This is a genomic window from Candidatus Pelagibacter sp. (genome assembly GCF_052049815.1).
GTDB lineage: Bacteria > Pseudomonadota > Alphaproteobacteria > Pelagibacterales > Pelagibacteraceae > Pelagibacter.
Genome location: NZ_JBNGZG010000011.1, coordinates 20678 through 36211, shown reverse-complemented (window position 1 = coordinate 36211; position 15534 = coordinate 20678). Strand labels below are relative to the sequence as shown.

The window sequence follows — 15534 nt, the reverse complement described above, 5'->3', positions numbered from 1 at the left end:
ACTTTTTTTAATATCCAAAAATTTAGAATTATATAGAATAATTCTAAAAAGAATCTTTAATACCAATATTTAATGAAAAAAAAATCTGAAGAGCATTATTACTTAGTTGATGGATCTGGATATATTTTTAGAGCTTATTATGCTTTGCCTCCACTAACTAGAAAAAGTGATGGTCTTCCTACTGGAGCTGTTAGTGGTTTTTGCAGCATGTTATTTAAGTTGTTAGAAGATTCTAAATCAGATCAAAACTTACAAAAGCCCACTCATTTTGCTGTCATTTTTGACTCTGCTAGAAAAACATTTAGGAATGAAATTTATAGTGATTATAAAGCTAATAGATCAGAAGCACCTGATGATTTAGCCCCTCAATTTGAATACATTAGAAAATCTGTTTTAGCTTTTAATCTTCCTTCTGTAGATCTAATTAACTATGAAGCAGATGATTTAATAGCTACTTATGTAGAACAAATATTAAAAAAAGGCTCAAAAGTTACAATTATATCTTCTGATAAAGATTTAATGCAGCTCTATAAAAAAGGAGTTCGAATTTACGATCCTATGAAAAATAAATTTGTATCAGAGGAAGATGTAAAAAATAAATTTGGTGTTGATGCTAGTAAAGTTATTGATGTCCAATCACTTGCTGGAGATAGTAGTGATAACGTTCCAGGTGTACCTGGAATAGGAGTAAAAACAGCAGCAGAATTAATTAATAAATATGGAAATTTAGAAGAGTTATTAAAAAATGCCCATGAAATAAAACAAAACAAAAGACGTGAGACGTTAATAGAAAACAAAGATAAAGCGATAATTAGTAAAAAATTAGTTACACTAGACAATAAAGCGCCAGTAAAACAAAAATTAGAAGAATTTAAGCTTCAAGATATTGATAAGGAAAAATTATACTCTTTTTTAAGAGAAATGGAGTTTAACAGGCTCTTAAGCTCTGCAATATCTGCCTATGGAGAGGCTGGTTTTAAAAACGATAAAGTTGATTTAATTCAAAAAAAAGATGACAAACCAATATCTAATAAAAATTATAAATTAATTACAAAATTAGATGAAATAGATAAACTTGTTGGTGAAGCTGAAGAAGCAGGTGAATTTGCGGTAGATACTGAAACAAATTCATTAGATCCACATCAAGCTGAACTAGTGGGTATATCAATTAGCACAAAAATTGGTAAGGCCAGTTATATTCCAATTGGCCATAAATCAAAAAGATATTTTAAAAAAGATGATGTCTTAAAAAAATTAAAGCCAATTTTGGAAGATAGTAGTATTAAAAAAATTGGTCAAAACATTAAATTTGATTTTATTATTTTCTACCATCAAGGAATTGTTCTTAATTCAATGGAAGATACTATGCTGATGTCATATGTTCTAGATGCTGGAAAGAATAGACACAACATGGATACTCTTTCAGAATTACATTTGGGTCATAAAACAATTTCATTTAAAGAAATAGTAGGAACTGGAAAAAAAGAAATTAATTTTAGTGAGGTTGAAATAGAAAAGGCTAAAGATTATGCAGCTGAAGATGCTGATATTACTTACAGACTTTATAAAAAATTTAATAAGAGTTTAAAGGTTGAAAAATTAGTTAATATTTATGAGAATTTTGAGAAACCTCTCATTAAGATCTTAGCTTTTATGGAAATTGAAGGAATTAAAATAGATAGTAAGTTTTTAAAGACTTTATCTACAAAATTTGAAAAAAAAATTATTAAGCTAGAAAAAGATATATTTAAAATTTCAAAAAAAGAATTCAATATTGCTTCTCCCAAGCAACTTGGAGAAATTATTTATAATGATTTGAAAATAGCAAATTTAAAAAAAACAAAGAAAGGTAGTTTTGCAACAAGTGCATCAGTCCTTGAAGATCTAGCATTTAAAGGACATGAATTTCCACAGTTAGTCCTTGATTGGAGACAAATATCAAAACTAAAAAATACTTATTCAGATACTTTGCCTGAACATTTAAATAATAAAACAAATAGAATTCATACCTCATTTTTACTAGCTGCAACAACCACTGGTCGTTTAGCTTCAAGTGATCCTAATTTACAGAATATTCCTATAAAAACAGAAGATGGAAGGGACATCAGGAAAGCTTTTATTGCTGATGAAAATAAAACTTTAATTTCTGCTGACTATAATCAAGTTGAAATGAGAATTTTAGCTGACTTAGCGGATGTAAGGGAATTAAAAAAAGCTTTTAAAAACGATATTGATATTCATTCATTAACAGCAAGTCAGATTTTTAATGTAGATATAAAAAAAGTAAATTCAGATCAAAGAAGAAAAGCTAAAGCGATCAATTTTGGAATTATTTATGGAATTTCTCAATACGGGTTGGCAAAACAAATTAATGTTTCAAACCATGAAGCTGAAGAATTTCTTAATGCATATTTTTTAAAGTTTCCAGAAATAAAAATTTATATGGATAGTACTATTAAATTTTGTAGAAAAAGTGGTTATGTAAACAATATTTTTGGAAGAAGATCTCATTTCAATGCCATAAATGATAAAAATTATAATATAAGAAATTTTCAAGAGAGAGCCGCAATAAATGCTCCTATCCAAGGATCTGCATCAGAGATAATGAGATTAGCTATGATAAGATTAAATGAGAAATTATCTGAGACTAAATATAAAGATTGCAAAATACTTTTGCAAATTCATGATGAATTAATTTTTGAGTCACCCAAGAAAGACGTAGATAAAGTTTGCAAGTTAATTAGACAAGAAATGTCAAGTGTATCTGAAAGTGAATTTCACTCATTCTCAACACCACTAACAGTAGATGTAAATGTTGGGGATAATTGGGGTGGATTACATTAATTTTGTTGTTTGCCCAAATTAGAACAATTTAGTATTTTTAAAGGGTTATATGCAAAAACAAACTATTGCTCTTATAGATGATGATAGAAATATACTTACAAGCTTAAGTATAGCCTTAGAAAAAGAAGGTTTTAAGGTTCAAACTTATATTGATGGTGAGAGCGCTTTAATAGGGTTAACAAGAACACCACCAGATTTAGCTGTGGTAGATATTAAAATGCCAAAAATGGATGGTGAAGAACTTTTAAAAAAACTTAGAAAAAAAACTTCGTTACCTGTTATCTTTTTGACTTCCAAAGATGATGAGATCGATGAATTATTAGGATTAAAACTAGGAGCAGACGATTTTATAAAAAAATCAGGTGGTTTTTCCATTAAGGTTCTTATTGAAAGAATAAGAGTCCAATTAAGAAAAAAAGATTCAAATACCACATTAGAAGAAAATAAAAGTATTATATCACACGGCAAATTAAGATTAGATCCTTCACAATTAGAATGTGAATGGGATGGTAAACAACTTCCTGATAAACTTACAACAACAGAATTTTTGATTGTTAAAGAGTTGGCTAAAAGACCTGGAATTATCAAGGAAAGAGCGCAACTTATGGATATTGCTTATAGAGAAGATACTGACATTGAGGATCGAACCATCGATAGCCATGTAAAACGTATCAGAAAAAAATTTAAAAAAGTTGATCCTGAATTTTCAGCTATAGAAACCAGATATGGTAGTGGTTATAGGTGGAATGTTGGTTGATGCTAAATAATGTAATTAAAAATTTATCAATTTTAAAAAAATTTTTATTCATTAATTTTTTATTTTTTTTAGTAATAGGAATATTAACAGTTCTTTATCTAAAAAATGTTCAGCCGAATTTGATTAAGAAAAAATCTGCAAATCATATTAATGTAATAAACAATACTATAGACAACATTTTAAGATTAGATGTAAATTTGAATAAAAGGGATATTCAAAAATTTTTGACATCAACACGTTTTCTATTTCAAAATCTAGATAGAGTTATATTTTTTGATAATGAACTTAATCTTATAGGAGATACAGATACTCTAGATTTAGATCCAAGAGCATTTTCTCAACGGTTAAATATAATTGAATTTGAAGTATTAAGTGAAAAAAAAACCAAAGAAATAGTTGAAAAAAAAAATATTAATATAAATAAAAAAAACTCAATTTCTTTAAAGGATGTTCTTTTTATCTACATAGATTCAAGAAATTTTGGAAAACCATATACTTTTTCTGAGGAAACTTATGAGCAATTTAAGTTAACAACAATTAAGAATATTAATAAAGATGGAAAAAATGTCGGGTACGTCGCAATTACAGAAAACGCTAATGATGTTAGAGCTGCGATACAAGAAAGAGAAACATTTATCATACGAACTGCAATAGTAGTTGCAGTTGTAATTTTGATTTTTTCATTTGTTTTGAATAGATATTTTTTAAAGCCAATTCAAAACCTTGTTAGTTATACAAAAAATATAAAAGCAAAAAGAAAAGAAAAAACAAATATTGAAAGTTTGAAAATAAGAAATGATGAATTAGGACTTTTGTCAAAATCATTAGATGATATGACTTTAGAACTTCAAAAGAGAATCTCTAATGCAGAAAACTTTTCAACGGATTTAGTTCATGAAATTAGAAATCCTTTGGCATCTTTGAAAAGTGCCTCAGAAATTTTACAAGATACAGATAATGGAGATCAAAGAGAAAAACTAGTTAATATTTTAAGTCATGATGTTGAAAGAATTGAAAGATTAATAACTGATTACTCTCAAATACTAAAAGATGAAGTTGCTTTAAGTAAAGAGAAGATGAAAAAAATTAATCTTGAACCAATTATAAAATCTGTTGTCGATGATTTTAATAATATCTATTCTGCAAAAAGAGGAATAAATATTTCCTTTAAAAATGATGGAAATAAGGATTATTTTATTAATGGTATTGAAAATAGAATTGAGCAAATCATTGCAAATTTATTAGATAATTCTATTTCTTTTAGTGATGATAACACCAATATTTTTGTAGAATTAATCAAAATTGGTCAAAACAACATTTCAATAAAAGTGATTGATGAAGGAAGAGGTTTTAAGGAAAAAGATACAAATAAAATTTTTAAAAGGTTTTACAGTAATAGACCTGATAAATTTGGAAAGCACTCAGGTTTAGGGCTAAACATTGTTAAAAATCTTGTAGATTTGCACGATGCAACAATTACTGCTTCAAATAATCTTAATAAAAAAGGCGCTTCAATAGAAATAAATTTTATAAAAGCCTAATGTTTGTTGATTATTTTTTATTTTATTGTTAGAAGCCACGCCATGGATGATTTTAAAGTAAGAGATATTACAGAAGCAGAATTTGGTAGAAAAGAAATTCAAATAGCTGAAAGTGAAATGCCTGGATTAATGGCATTAAGAGAAGAATATAAAGGCAAAAAACCTCTTAAAGGGGCAAAAATTATAGGTTGTTTACACATGACTATTCAGACAGCCGTATTAATAGAAACTCTTGTAGACCTAGGTGCAGAAGTGAGATGGTCTTCATGCAACATTTTTTCAACACAAGATCATGCGGCAGCAGCCATAGCTAAAGCTGGAATACCGGTTTATGCATGGAAAGGTGAAACAGAGGAAGAATATATTTGGTGTATTAAACAAACTATCGAAGGAAAAAAAGATTGGAAACCTAATATGTTACTCGACGATGGTGGTGATCTGACAGCAATGATGCATAAAGAGTACAAAGATTTATTAAAAGATATAAAAGGTGTGTCTGAAGAAACAACGACCGGCATTAAAGCATTAAACAAAATGGAAAAAGATAAAACTCTAATGGTTCCAGCAATTAATGTTAATGATTCTGTTACTAAATCTAAATTTGATAACCTTTATGGATGTAGAGAAAGTTTAGTTGATGGAATTAGAAGAGCCACAGATGTTATGATGTCTGGAAAAGTTGCAATTGTTGCAGGCTTTGGAGATGTTGGAAAAGGAAGTGCTGCATCATTAAGACAAAGTGGTGCAAGAGTTCTTGTTACAGAGGCAGATCCTATTTGTGCATTACAAGCAGCTATGGAAGGTTATGAAGTTGTTTTAATGGAAGAAGCAATAAGTAAAGCGGATATAGTGGTTACTGCAACAGGAAATAAGGACATAGTTACAGCCGACCATATGAGAGAAATGAAGGATAGAGCAATTTTATGCAATATTGGTCACTTTGATAATGAAATACAAGTTGAGGCACTAAGAAATTATAAGTGGACAGAAGTAAAACCACAAGTTCATGAGATAGAATTACCAAGTGGGAAAAGAATTATTCTTTTAGCGGAAGGTAGATTAGTTAATTTAGGCTGTGCAACTGGCCATCCTAGTTTTGTAATGAGTGCATCATTTACAAATCAAGTAATAGCGCAAATAGAACTTTGGAATAATCATAAAAATTATGAAAATAAAGTTTACGTTTTACCAAAACACTTAGATGAAAAAGTTGCAATGCTGCATTTAAAAAAAGTTGGAGCAAAATTAACTAAACTTTCTAAAGATCAAGCTGATTATATAAGCGTTGGTGTAGAAGGACCGTTTAAACCAAATGCATATCGCTACTAATACTAGCAGTGGTAAAATAAATATTTCTTCAGAAAAAATTACAGCAGAAATTGCAAAAGAATTTACAAATATTTTTGTGAATGGAGATATTGTATTCTTAATAGGAGAAATGGGAGTAGGTAAGACTACTTTTGTAAGATATCTTATTAATGAATTTCAGAAAAAAAATAATTTAGATTTAACAGAAGTAACTAGTCCAACGTTTAATATTCTTAACGAATATCAAATTGAAGATATAAATATTAAACACTATGATCTCTATAGGTTAAAAGAATTTAATGAAATTAATAACCTGGGTATTTTGGAAGATACTGAAAATTCTTTAATATTAATAGAGTGGCCAACTCTTTTATTAGATAATCTGAATAATTTTATAAAGTTAAGTTTTAGTTATTCTAAAGATTATCAAAGTAGAGAGTTAAGTTATGAAAATTTAATTAAAAATGTCTCTTAAAGAATATAGATTAAAAAAAATTAAAGGAGACGCATCCTTTAGACAATTTTATCGAAAATCATTTTGTAAAAAAAATTCAATAATTGTTTATGCGGATAAAGAAAAAGAAAAGAATTTACTTGTATATGATTGTATTAATAAAATTTTAAATAAAAATAATATTAAAGCTCCAAAACTAATAAATGAGAATTATGAGCTAAATTATATTGAAATAGAAGATTTAGGTGAAAAAACAATGCTCAACTTTTTGAAAAATAATCCTAAAAATTTAAAATATTTCAAACAAGCAATAGATTTGTTATCAAAAATCCAAAAAATTAAAGATAGAAAAATTAAAAATCTTAATGGTAAAATTTATAAGGTGCCAGAATATAATAAAAAAATTTTATTTGAAGAGAGTGAATTATTTTGCAAATGGTATGTTCCATCAAATTTAACTAAAAACAAAAAAGGCTTATTTAATAAAAAAATAAAAAATGAAATAAAAAAATTAATTAACAAATTAAAATTGAAAAATAATACATTTGTTCATAGAGATTTTCACATTTCAAATATTATTTTAAATAAAAATAAGACTTCAATAATAGATAACCAGGATGCATTGATCGGTAATAAGGCTTATGATTTAGCTTCAATTATCGATGATGTGAGATTCAAAACATCTATAAAAACAAAGAATAAAATTTTTGATTATTTTTTAAAAAAAAACAAAAAAATAAATATTCTTTATTTAAAGAATGATTTTGAAATATTGTCTGTTCTAAGAAATTTAAAAATAATAGGAATATTTACAAGATTAGCTGTAAGAGATAAAAAGTATAATTATCTTAAAATGATACCATATACTTGGAAATTAATTGAATTAAGGGTTAAGCAAAATATTAATTTAAAAATGCTAAATAAATTACTAAGTGATTATTTTCCAAAACAAATAAAATGAAAATAGAAACTGCATTAATTCTTTGTGCTGGATATGGAAAACGAGTAAAGCCTTTAACAGATATTACACCTAAACCACTTTTAAAAATCAATGATTTAACATTGCTTCAAAGATGCATAAACTTAATCGAAGGTTTGGATATAAATCATATTTTATTAAATACATTTTATCTTCAAGATGAGATTAAAAATTATATAAAAAATAATTACTTTAAAGCTAAGATTTCAATTATTGAGGATGGAGATCAAATTCTTGATACAGGTGGAGGCATCCTAAATTTGATGAATTCATCATCATCAGAAGATTTTTTTATTTTTAATCCAGATACTTTATGGAGTAAAGATTATCTTATTGAATTGGAAGAGATGGAAAGTATTTATTTTAAAAAAAAATTAAATAATGTTTTAATGCTAGTAGATGAGAATCTAAGCTTTGATAAAAATTTAAAAGGTGATTTTAGTCTTCATGGAAATTTAATTTCAAAGAATAGTATAAACAATTTCATTTATACAGGTTGTCAAATTTTAAATAAAAAATCATTTAAAAATTTTAATGTAGAAACTTTTTCAATTAGAAATATTTGGAATGATTTCATTCAGAAAAATCAATTATACGGATATGAGAGTAAAAAAAAATTTTTTCACGTAACTAATCTAGATGTTTTTAAAAAACTACAAGATCTTTAGCACGATTGTTATCTAAATATCTGCATTCAGAAATATTTTCATTATTATCAAATTTAATATAAAGAGGATTTCCAGTAGGAATTTCTAATCTTGAAATTTGATTTTCATCTAGTTTAAATAAAAATTTACACAGAGCTCTAATAGAATTGCCATGTGCAGAAATTAAAATGTTATTTTTTTTTACTAATTCTTTGATATGACTATTATAAATTTTTATTACTCGATCATAGGTATCTTCTAAGGATTCAGTGTCAGGAATGAAATTTTTAGGTACATCTTTATAAATATTTGAATTTAGAGGATGATACGGACTATCCTTATCGAGTTTATCTGGCCTCAAGTTCCAAGATCTTCGAAATTCATGAACTTTTTGCTCTCCAAGTTTTGCTTTCATTTCATCTTTATTCAAACCTGTTAATGCACCATAATGTCTTTCATTTAGTTCCCAAAATTCTTGAACTTGCTTATCATCGTTTAAAATTTTTTTTATTATTGATAAAGTTCGTTTTGCCCGTAGTTGAAAAGAAGTAAAATAATAGTCAATTTTTAACTTATTTATTAATAATAAATCCCCAGCTTTTTTTGCTTCTTCTTCACCCTTATCAGTAATGTCTACATCCACCCATCCTGTAAATCTATTTTCTAAATTCCAAATACTTTGACCATGTCTTACTAAAATTAAATTACTCATATGATTATTTTATTATATATAGATGAGTAAGTGATTTGTAATGAAAAATAAAATAATTTCTATCATTCGTTTACTGTTCTATTTTGCAAATATTATCTTGGCAGGTTTATACTTATTCCCTGGAAGTATTTTAGGATGGATACTTTATGACAACATGTATAAACAACCTCAAATCACAAGTGATATTATAGTTTCAACTAATCATGTATATGCTTTTATTTTGTTAACTATACTTGGAGTTTTTTCATTTAATCATAAAATAAAAGAATTATTTTTATATCTTTTTTCAATTTCAATTATATTTGAATTATTACATCTCATAATTCCTAATAGAGGATTTGAATTTTCAGATTTATTTGGAAATATAATAGGCGTTTTGATTATTTATTTAATGAAAAATATTTTTCATATTTTAAATAGAAAAAAAATCTAATGTTAAAAAAATTGAGATTTATTATCCCGCTTTTATTTTTTGTCGTTGTTGGCTGTTCATCTATACCATCAAACACAAAAGATGGATGTAGAATTTTTAATGAAAAATATCTTTGGTATAAGTTTGCAAAAAAAACTGAAAAAAAATGGGGCACACCAATACATATTCAATTAGCGATTATTAAGATGGAGTCAGATTTTGATTGGCTTGCTAGACCTGAGAGGCAAAAAATTTTTAAAGTTATTCCCTATAAAAGACCTTCTAGCTCACTTGGATACTCACAAGCCGTTAAGGGTACTTGGAAACAGTATAAAGATGAAACAGGAAATAAATTAGCTTCAAGAATTTTGTTTAAAGACAGCGTTGATTTTATTGGTTGGTACACAACCAAATCTTCTCAAATATTAAAAATTTCAAAAAAAGATGCGTTTAAACAGTATTTGGCTTACCATGAAGGTTGGGGTAATTACAAACATTACAAAAAAAATAAAAGAGTAATTGGTCTTGCAAAAAAAGTGGAGAAACAGTCAAAAATTTACCAAAAACAACTTATTAAATGCTCTAATAAGTTAAGCAGAAATAAATATATTATTTTTTAGATAATTGATTTTTTAATTCTAAATCAACAGCATCTATTCTTTTTGTATTTTTAGCTAAAGCTAAATACATTGTTGGTGTTATATATAATGTGAAGAAAGTCGAAATAATCATACCACCAAGTATTGTAGAACCTACTGCTAACCTAGAACCTTCACCTGCACCGGGACCTATATTTCCAATTACCAATGGAATCATTGCAATCATAGTACTTAATGATGTCATTATTATTGGTCTAAATCTTACACTACAAGCATCTTTGACAGCTGTTTCAATATTTTTTCCTGTTGTTCTTATTTGATTTGCATAATCAACAATTAAGATGCTGTTTTTTGTTGAGATACCTATAAGTATAATTAGAGCGATTTGTGAAAAAATATTTATTGAGCTATTTAAAAATAGAATAAATATTAAGCCACCAAATATTGCTAACGGAACTGTCAATACAATAATAAATGGATGAATGAATGAATTAAAAGTTGCAGCCATTACTAAATATGCTGTTAAAAGTGCTAGAGCAAATATTAAAAATAATTCATTGCTAGTCTCTTTCACCTCCTCTGATTTACCTTTCCATGTGATTTGGTTTTGAGGTGCAACTTCAGCCATAACATTTTCAAAGTAGTTAATTGCTTCAGTAAGTGTGTAGTTTTCATTAATATTAGCAGAAATTGTCACTGCTCGTTGTCTGTTGTATCGAGCTAGCTCTTTGGCGGCACCTTCTTGTTTAAAATTAACTAAGTTAGCAAGTGAAATTAATTTACCATTCGTTTCTGATCTAACAAAAATTTTTGATATACCATCTTTGTCTCTTCTATCTGCTAGGTATTGTTGAATGATTATCGGATACTCTTTTCCTAGTCGATTAAACGTTGTAACTCTTTTTCCGCCATATAATGTTTCAAGAGTTTTTCCAATTGATTGAGTAGATATTCCGAGATCCTTTGCTTTATTTTTATTAATAATTAGTTTTACTTCAGGTTTATTTCGATTGTAATCAGATTCAATTCTTGAGAGATTTTTGTTGGATCTTAATTTTCTTATCACCAAATTTTGAATATTTTCTAGTTCGTCGTAAGTTGATCCATAGATAACCATTTGTACTGGTTTATTATAATTAGATACACGTATAGACTGAGGTGAAATTGGAAATGCCACTGCTTGAGGAACAGTTACTATTTTTCCAATAGCTTGCCTCATTACAGTTTGTGAATTTTTGCTTCTATTTTTCCAATCATCCAATAAAGCAATGATAATAAAGCTATTGTAAGAATTTGCAGAACTACCAAAACCTGGAACTCTCATTATAAATCTTGAATATGGGCTATCTTCTGCTTGAAGGAGAGGTATTAATCTTTTTTCAACTTCTTGTGCTTTTTCTTGTGTATATTCAAAAGAGCTACCTTCATCAGTAAATCCAATAACTAAATAGGCGCCTCTATCTTCTAATGGTAAAAGCTCTTTTTTAGCAAATGAAAATAATCCTATAGATACAAAAACAATAAAAATTATAAATAGAGAAACTATTCTTGTTTTATTCAATAAGATATCAAGAGTATCTCTGTAAAAATTTGCACATGCTTGAAAAATTTTTTCAAATTTTTTCAAAAAAACATTTTTATCAGTTCGCTTATTTAAAAATTTACTAGCTAACATTGGTGATAGAGTTAAAGCTACAAATGAAGATATGACTATTGAAAATGATAATGCGATAGCTGTTTCTCTAAATAGAGAGCCTGAAATTCCATCTATAAATATTAATGGTAAAAAGACAGCTATTAATATTAAAGTTGTTGCTATAATTGCAAATGAAATTTGTTTAGATCCTTTGTAGGCAGCTACTAGTGGGGTTTCTCCATTCTCTATTCTTCTATAGATCGCATCAGTCATGATAACTGAGTCATCAGTAATAATTCCTATGGCGAGTATAAAACTTAATAATACAAAGATATTAATTGAAAGACCAAATAAATATAAACCGAGGAATGAAGCAACTAAACTTACTGGTAAAGCAATTGCCGGCACAATCACAGCTTTTAAATTACCTAAAAATAAATAAATTATTATTACTACTAAAATGAAAGCTATTATTAGTGTTTTATATACCTCTTCAATAGCAGCTTCCACATAGTTAGCTCTATTAAATGCTATTTCTAAGTTTAGGTCTCTAGGTAATGATTTTTTTACTTCTTTAATTTTTTCTTTAATTTGATCAGAAAGTTCAACGGTAGATGCACCACTTCTAGCATAAATACCAATACCAACTGTTTTTAAGTTAAGTTGATCTTTAGTTTGAGCTTTAAATAATGTTTTTTCAGAAACAGGTCCAAATTCCACATTTGCAATATCCGAGAGTAAAACAATTTTATTTTGTGTTTTTTTGATTGGTAGTTGTTTAATCGTATCTATGTCATTATAAGATTTATCCAAATTTAATGTTAAGTCTATATTTGCAGCTTCTAATGTTCCAGCTGGCAATCTAATATTTTCTTTTCTTAATGCGTTTTCAAACTCTTGAATTGTAAGATTATTCGCAGCTAATTTTATTGGATCAACCCATACTCTAATACTTAATTCTCGCAAACCACCAACTCTAATTCTACCCACGTTTTTAACACTTGAAAAAGTATCAACTAAAAATCTTTCAGCATAATCCCCAAGTTCTAGATCAGTCCAAGTTTTGGATGATAATGCAAGCCACATTGTAGTGGTAAACCCTGCTGCTCTTTTAAGGATTTGAGGTGGGTCTGACTCTGATGGTAGATTGTCTACTACTCTTGCAACTCTTTCCCTGATATCGTTTGCAGCATTATCAAGATCAATGCTGGTATCAAATTCTACATTAATTGTACTTCTTCCATTTTCTGATTTGGAGTCGATATTTTTAATTCCTTCTGCTCCACCAATAACGTCCTCAATAACTTGAGTCACTTCTTGATCAACTATATCTGAAGCTGCTGACTTATAATCCACTTGTATTTGAACAACAGGTGGCTGAATACCGTCAGGTAATTCTCTTACAGGCAGTTTCCAAAATACAAATAATCCAAAGATTATTAGTATTAAAGACATTACCCATGATACTGTAGGTCTCTTTATACTTAATTCAGTTATATACATTTATTTATTAATAGGTTTAATTTTACCCATTGGTCTTATTTTTTTAAGACCTTCTGCTGCAACTATATCCCCAACATTTAATCCAGATAAAATTTCTACATCACCACTTTTTCTAGCTCCGATTTTAACTTCAGTTTTTTCTGCAACATTTTCTTTAGAAATTTTATAAACATAAGATTTTTCACCTTCCATTATTATACTGGTATCAGGAATACTTAAGCCATCTCTTGAATTTACTTTAACATTTACCTCCAAAAGTGAACCAGACATTAAACTTAAATCTCTATTTTCAATTCTAACTCTTGATAACAAGCTTCTAGTATCAGCGTTAATTCTACTTGAAACAAAATCTATAGTTCCATTAAAAACTTTATCTTTGTAGCTAGATACTCTTGCCTCAATTGGTAAATCTTTTTTAATCAAGGCTGAATAATTTTCAGGAATTTTAATATCAGAATAAATTATAGAATTATCATCTAAGGTAATAATAATTGTACTATCAGAAACAAGAATGTCTTCAGTTAAACCCGTGTAACCCAAAACACCATCGAATGGTGCAATAATATTTCTGTCATTTAATTTAACAATAGTTTCTCCTTTTTTAATAAAACTATTTAATTTTAATTCACCTTGAAGTTCATTTTTTTTAATTCTAAATGATTTAGTTTTATTTGATACAGCAGTCCCAAATGTATCAATGCTTTCATAAAATTGTTTATTTGTTACCTCAGTAACAATAATTCCTGGAGGAGGTCTTTTACTGAATTTCTTTTTGAAATGATTACCAATCATGGTTCTGCCAATGATCACGATTGCGATTATTAAAAAAAATGTAAATACTGTTAAAATTATTTTATTTTTTCTTTTCATTAAATTCTTCCGTATTCAGCCCAAGAGCCGTCGTATATTTTGGGCTCATATGTATCATTTATTAGATAATATGCAAAAGCCAAAACACAAGCTGTTACGCCTGAACCACAAGAAAATACTACATTATTATTTTTTAAATCATTTAAATTAGAATTAAATAGTTGTTTTAAATCAGATTTGTTCTTAAAGGTTTTATCTTCATTTAATACTTGGTTAAATGGTATACATTGAGAGTTAGGAATTGAACCATTTCTTAATCCAGGTCTAGGCTCACTTACTTTTCCTTCAAACCTATCTTTGCTTCTAGCATCAATCACAGAGAATTTATTTTGAGCAATGTTATCATCAATTTGTTTTTTATCTTTTACTAAATCTGTTCGGGATGTAGCCTTATAATTAGTTTTAGTTATTTTAGTTAACTCTGACGTAATTTCTTTATTTTCTAATATCCATTTTTTTAATCCACCATCTAAAACATTAACCAAATTAATATTATGTCCATAATATATAAAGTTGTACCAACATCTGCATGAACTTATCACATCCGAATTATCATAAATAACAATCTCATCATTATTATTAATTCCTAAATTTGAAATTATATTTTCCCATGTTTTTGAATCCACTAACATATGTGGCAAATCAATATCTGTTCTTGAATTTTTATCTAAGTCAAAAAAGATACTATTAGGAATATGTTCTAGTTTATATTCGTTTTCAGGATTTCTATTTACATTTGGCATGTGCCATGAGCAGTCAATAATTTTTAATCTATTTTGATTTTCTTGTAAGTAGGTTGTTGTAACCAGAGGCATTAGTTTTTATCTAAATAATTTTGATGATACTCTTCTGCTTTACAATAATTACTAACCTTTGAAATTTTTGTTACGACTTTTCCATTTAATTGATTGTTTACTTTCTCTAAAACTTCTTGTGCAATTTTTTTTTGCTCGTCATTGTTGTAAAATATCTCACTTCTATATTGTGTACCAAAGTCAGGTCCTTGCGAATTTAAAGTTGTGGGGTCATGAATATCAAAAAAAATTTCTAATATATTTTTGTATTCAATTTTATTTGGATCATATTCTAGTTTTACTACTTCTGCATGACCTGTTGATCCACTACAAACTTCTCTGTAATTGGTTGTTGAATTATTTCCACCACAATATCCAACTTCTGTTTTAGTTATCCCATCTATCTGACTAAATTTTTTTTCAGGACCCCAAAAACAACCAAGTGCTAAAACTGCTATTTCCATTGATTAAACCTTAA

The 15534-nt window shown here is 27.5% G+C and carries 14 protein-coding genes; 9 read left to right on the top strand and 5 right to left on the bottom strand.

The annotated features are described in order from the left end of the window. Nucleotides 1-72 precede the first annotated feature (72 nt). Genes polA through ACTT9D_RS03500 form a run of 7 tightly spaced genes read left to right on the top strand, consistent with a single transcriptional unit; the run spans nt 73 to nt 8551 of the window. On the top strand, nt 73-2844 hold the full coding sequence (gene polA / locus ACTT9D_RS03530) for a DNA polymerase I (RefSeq protein WP_440930480.1): 2772 nt from the start codon (nt 73-75) through the stop codon (nt 2842-2844). A 49-nt stretch (nt 2845-2893) separates the two neighbouring features. Next, on the top strand, nt 2894-3601 hold the full coding sequence (locus tag ACTT9D_RS03525; RefSeq protein WP_440930479.1) for a response regulator transcription factor: 708 nt from the start codon (nt 2894-2896) through the stop codon (nt 3599-3601). Beyond that, complete coding sequence (locus ACTT9D_RS03520; protein WP_440930478.1) at nt 3601-5142, top strand: ATP-binding protein; 1542 nt, start codon at nt 3601-3603, stop codon at nt 5140-5142. Before ACTT9D_RS03525 ends, ACTT9D_RS03520 begins: the two co-directional genes overlap by 1 nt. 42 nt (nt 5143-5184) lie before the next feature. Next, nucleotides 5185-6471: an adenosylhomocysteinase gene (ahcY, locus tag ACTT9D_RS03515; RefSeq protein ID WP_440930477.1), complete on the top strand. Its 1287-nt coding sequence runs from the start codon at nt 5185-5187 to the stop codon at nt 6469-6471. Beyond that, on the top strand, nt 6455-6925 hold the full coding sequence (gene tsaE / locus ACTT9D_RS03510; protein ID WP_440930476.1) for a tRNA (adenosine(37)-N6)-threonylcarbamoyltransferase complex ATPase subunit type 1 TsaE: 471 nt from the start codon (nt 6455-6457) through the stop codon (nt 6923-6925). Before ahcY ends, tsaE begins: the two co-directional genes overlap by 17 nt. Further along, a complete protein-coding gene (locus ACTT9D_RS03505) occupies nt 6915-7865 on the top strand; it encodes a phosphotransferase (RefSeq protein ID WP_440930475.1) in 951 nt (316 codons plus the stop codon). Before tsaE ends, ACTT9D_RS03505 begins: the two co-directional genes overlap by 11 nt. Continuing rightward, entirely contained in the window at nt 7862-8551 is a 690-nt protein-coding gene (locus tag ACTT9D_RS03500; RefSeq protein ID WP_440930474.1) for a sugar phosphate nucleotidyltransferase, read from the top strand. The genes ACTT9D_RS03505 and ACTT9D_RS03500 overlap by 4 nt, the downstream gene beginning before the upstream one ends. Here ACTT9D_RS03500 and ACTT9D_RS03495 read toward each other — a convergent pair. After that, on the bottom strand, nt 8529-9242 hold the full coding sequence (locus tag ACTT9D_RS03495; RefSeq protein ID WP_440930473.1) for a 2,3-bisphosphoglycerate-dependent phosphoglycerate mutase: 714 nt from the start codon (nt 9240-9242) through the stop codon (nt 8529-8531). The two genes, ACTT9D_RS03500 and ACTT9D_RS03495, sit on opposite strands and share 23 nt — an antisense overlap. A 40-nt stretch (nt 9243-9282) precedes the next feature. Between ACTT9D_RS03495 and ACTT9D_RS03490 the strand changes: the two genes are divergently transcribed. Further along, nucleotides 9283-9675, top strand: coding sequence for a VanZ family protein (locus ACTT9D_RS03490; RefSeq protein ID WP_440930472.1), 393 nt, complete (start codon nt 9283-9285; stop codon nt 9673-9675). Next, entirely contained in the window at nt 9675-10274 is a 600-nt protein-coding gene (locus ACTT9D_RS03485; protein WP_440930471.1) for a transglycosylase SLT domain-containing protein, read from the top strand. Before ACTT9D_RS03490 ends, ACTT9D_RS03485 begins: the two co-directional genes overlap by 1 nt. Here the strand turns inward: ACTT9D_RS03485 and ACTT9D_RS03480 are convergent. The 4 genes from ACTT9D_RS03480 to msrA are packed head-to-tail and all read right to left on the bottom strand — an operon-like array spanning nt 10264 to nt 15520. Continuing rightward, nucleotides 10264-13392, bottom strand: coding sequence for an efflux RND transporter permease subunit (locus ACTT9D_RS03480; RefSeq protein ID WP_440930470.1), 3129 nt, complete (start codon nt 13390-13392; stop codon nt 10264-10266). The genes ACTT9D_RS03485 and ACTT9D_RS03480 overlap by 11 nt on opposite strands. Beyond that, the gene (locus tag ACTT9D_RS03475) at nt 13393-14262 is read right to left on the bottom strand and encodes an efflux RND transporter periplasmic adaptor subunit (protein WP_440930469.1); all 870 of its coding nucleotides are present in this window, start codon (nt 14260-14262) and stop codon (nt 13393-13395) included. Then, nucleotides 14262-15077, bottom strand: coding sequence for a sulfurtransferase (locus tag ACTT9D_RS03470; protein WP_440930468.1), 816 nt, complete (start codon nt 15075-15077; stop codon nt 14262-14264). Before ACTT9D_RS03470 ends, ACTT9D_RS03475 begins: the two co-directional genes overlap by 1 nt. After that, complete coding sequence (msrA, locus tag ACTT9D_RS03465) at nt 15077-15520, bottom strand: peptide-methionine (S)-S-oxide reductase MsrA (RefSeq protein WP_440930467.1); 444 nt, start codon at nt 15518-15520, stop codon at nt 15077-15079. Before msrA ends, ACTT9D_RS03470 begins: the two co-directional genes overlap by 1 nt. Nucleotides 15521-15534 lie beyond the last annotated feature (14 nt).

Bases quoted from the DNA above. Each gene is read 5' to 3' on its own strand.
- msrA (WP_440930467.1), bottom strand. From the start codon at position 15,520: ATGGAAATAGCAGTTTTAGCACTTGGTTGTTTTTGGGGTCCTGAAAAA.
- polA (WP_440930480.1), top strand. From the start codon at position 73: ATGAAAAAAAAATCTGAAGAGCATTATTACTTAGTTGATGGATCTGGA.
- ACTT9D_RS03520 (WP_440930478.1), top strand. From the start codon at position 3,601: ATGCTAAATAATGTAATTAAAAATTTATCAATTTTAAAAAAATTTTTA.
- ACTT9D_RS03490 (WP_440930472.1), top strand. From the start codon at position 9,283: ATGAAAAATAAAATAATTTCTATCATTCGTTTACTGTTCTATTTTGCA.
- ACTT9D_RS03505 (WP_440930475.1), top strand. From the start codon at position 6,915: ATGTCTCTTAAAGAATATAGATTAAAAAAAATTAAAGGAGACGCATCC.
- tsaE (WP_440930476.1), top strand. From the start codon at position 6,455: ATGCATATCGCTACTAATACTAGCAGTGGTAAAATAAATATTTCTTCA.
- ACTT9D_RS03485 (WP_440930471.1), top strand. From the start codon at position 9,675: ATGTTAAAAAAATTGAGATTTATTATCCCGCTTTTATTTTTTGTCGTT.
- ahcY (WP_440930477.1), top strand. From the start codon at position 5,185: ATGGATGATTTTAAAGTAAGAGATATTACAGAAGCAGAATTTGGTAGA.
- ACTT9D_RS03525 (WP_440930479.1), top strand. From the start codon at position 2,894: ATGCAAAAACAAACTATTGCTCTTATAGATGATGATAGAAATATACTT.
- ACTT9D_RS03480 (WP_440930470.1), bottom strand. From the start codon at position 13,392: ATGTATATAACTGAATTAAGTATAAAGAGACCTACAGTATCATGGGTA.
- ACTT9D_RS03475 (WP_440930469.1), bottom strand. From the start codon at position 14,262: ATGAAAAGAAAAAATAAAATAATTTTAACAGTATTTACATTTTTTTTA.
- ACTT9D_RS03500 (WP_440930474.1), top strand. From the start codon at position 7,862: ATGAAAATAGAAACTGCATTAATTCTTTGTGCTGGATATGGAAAACGA.
- ACTT9D_RS03470 (WP_440930468.1), bottom strand. From the start codon at position 15,077: ATGCCTCTGGTTACAACAACCTACTTACAAGAAAATCAAAATAGATTA.
- ACTT9D_RS03495 (WP_440930473.1), bottom strand. From the start codon at position 9,242: ATGAGTAATTTAATTTTAGTAAGACATGGTCAAAGTATTTGGAATTTA.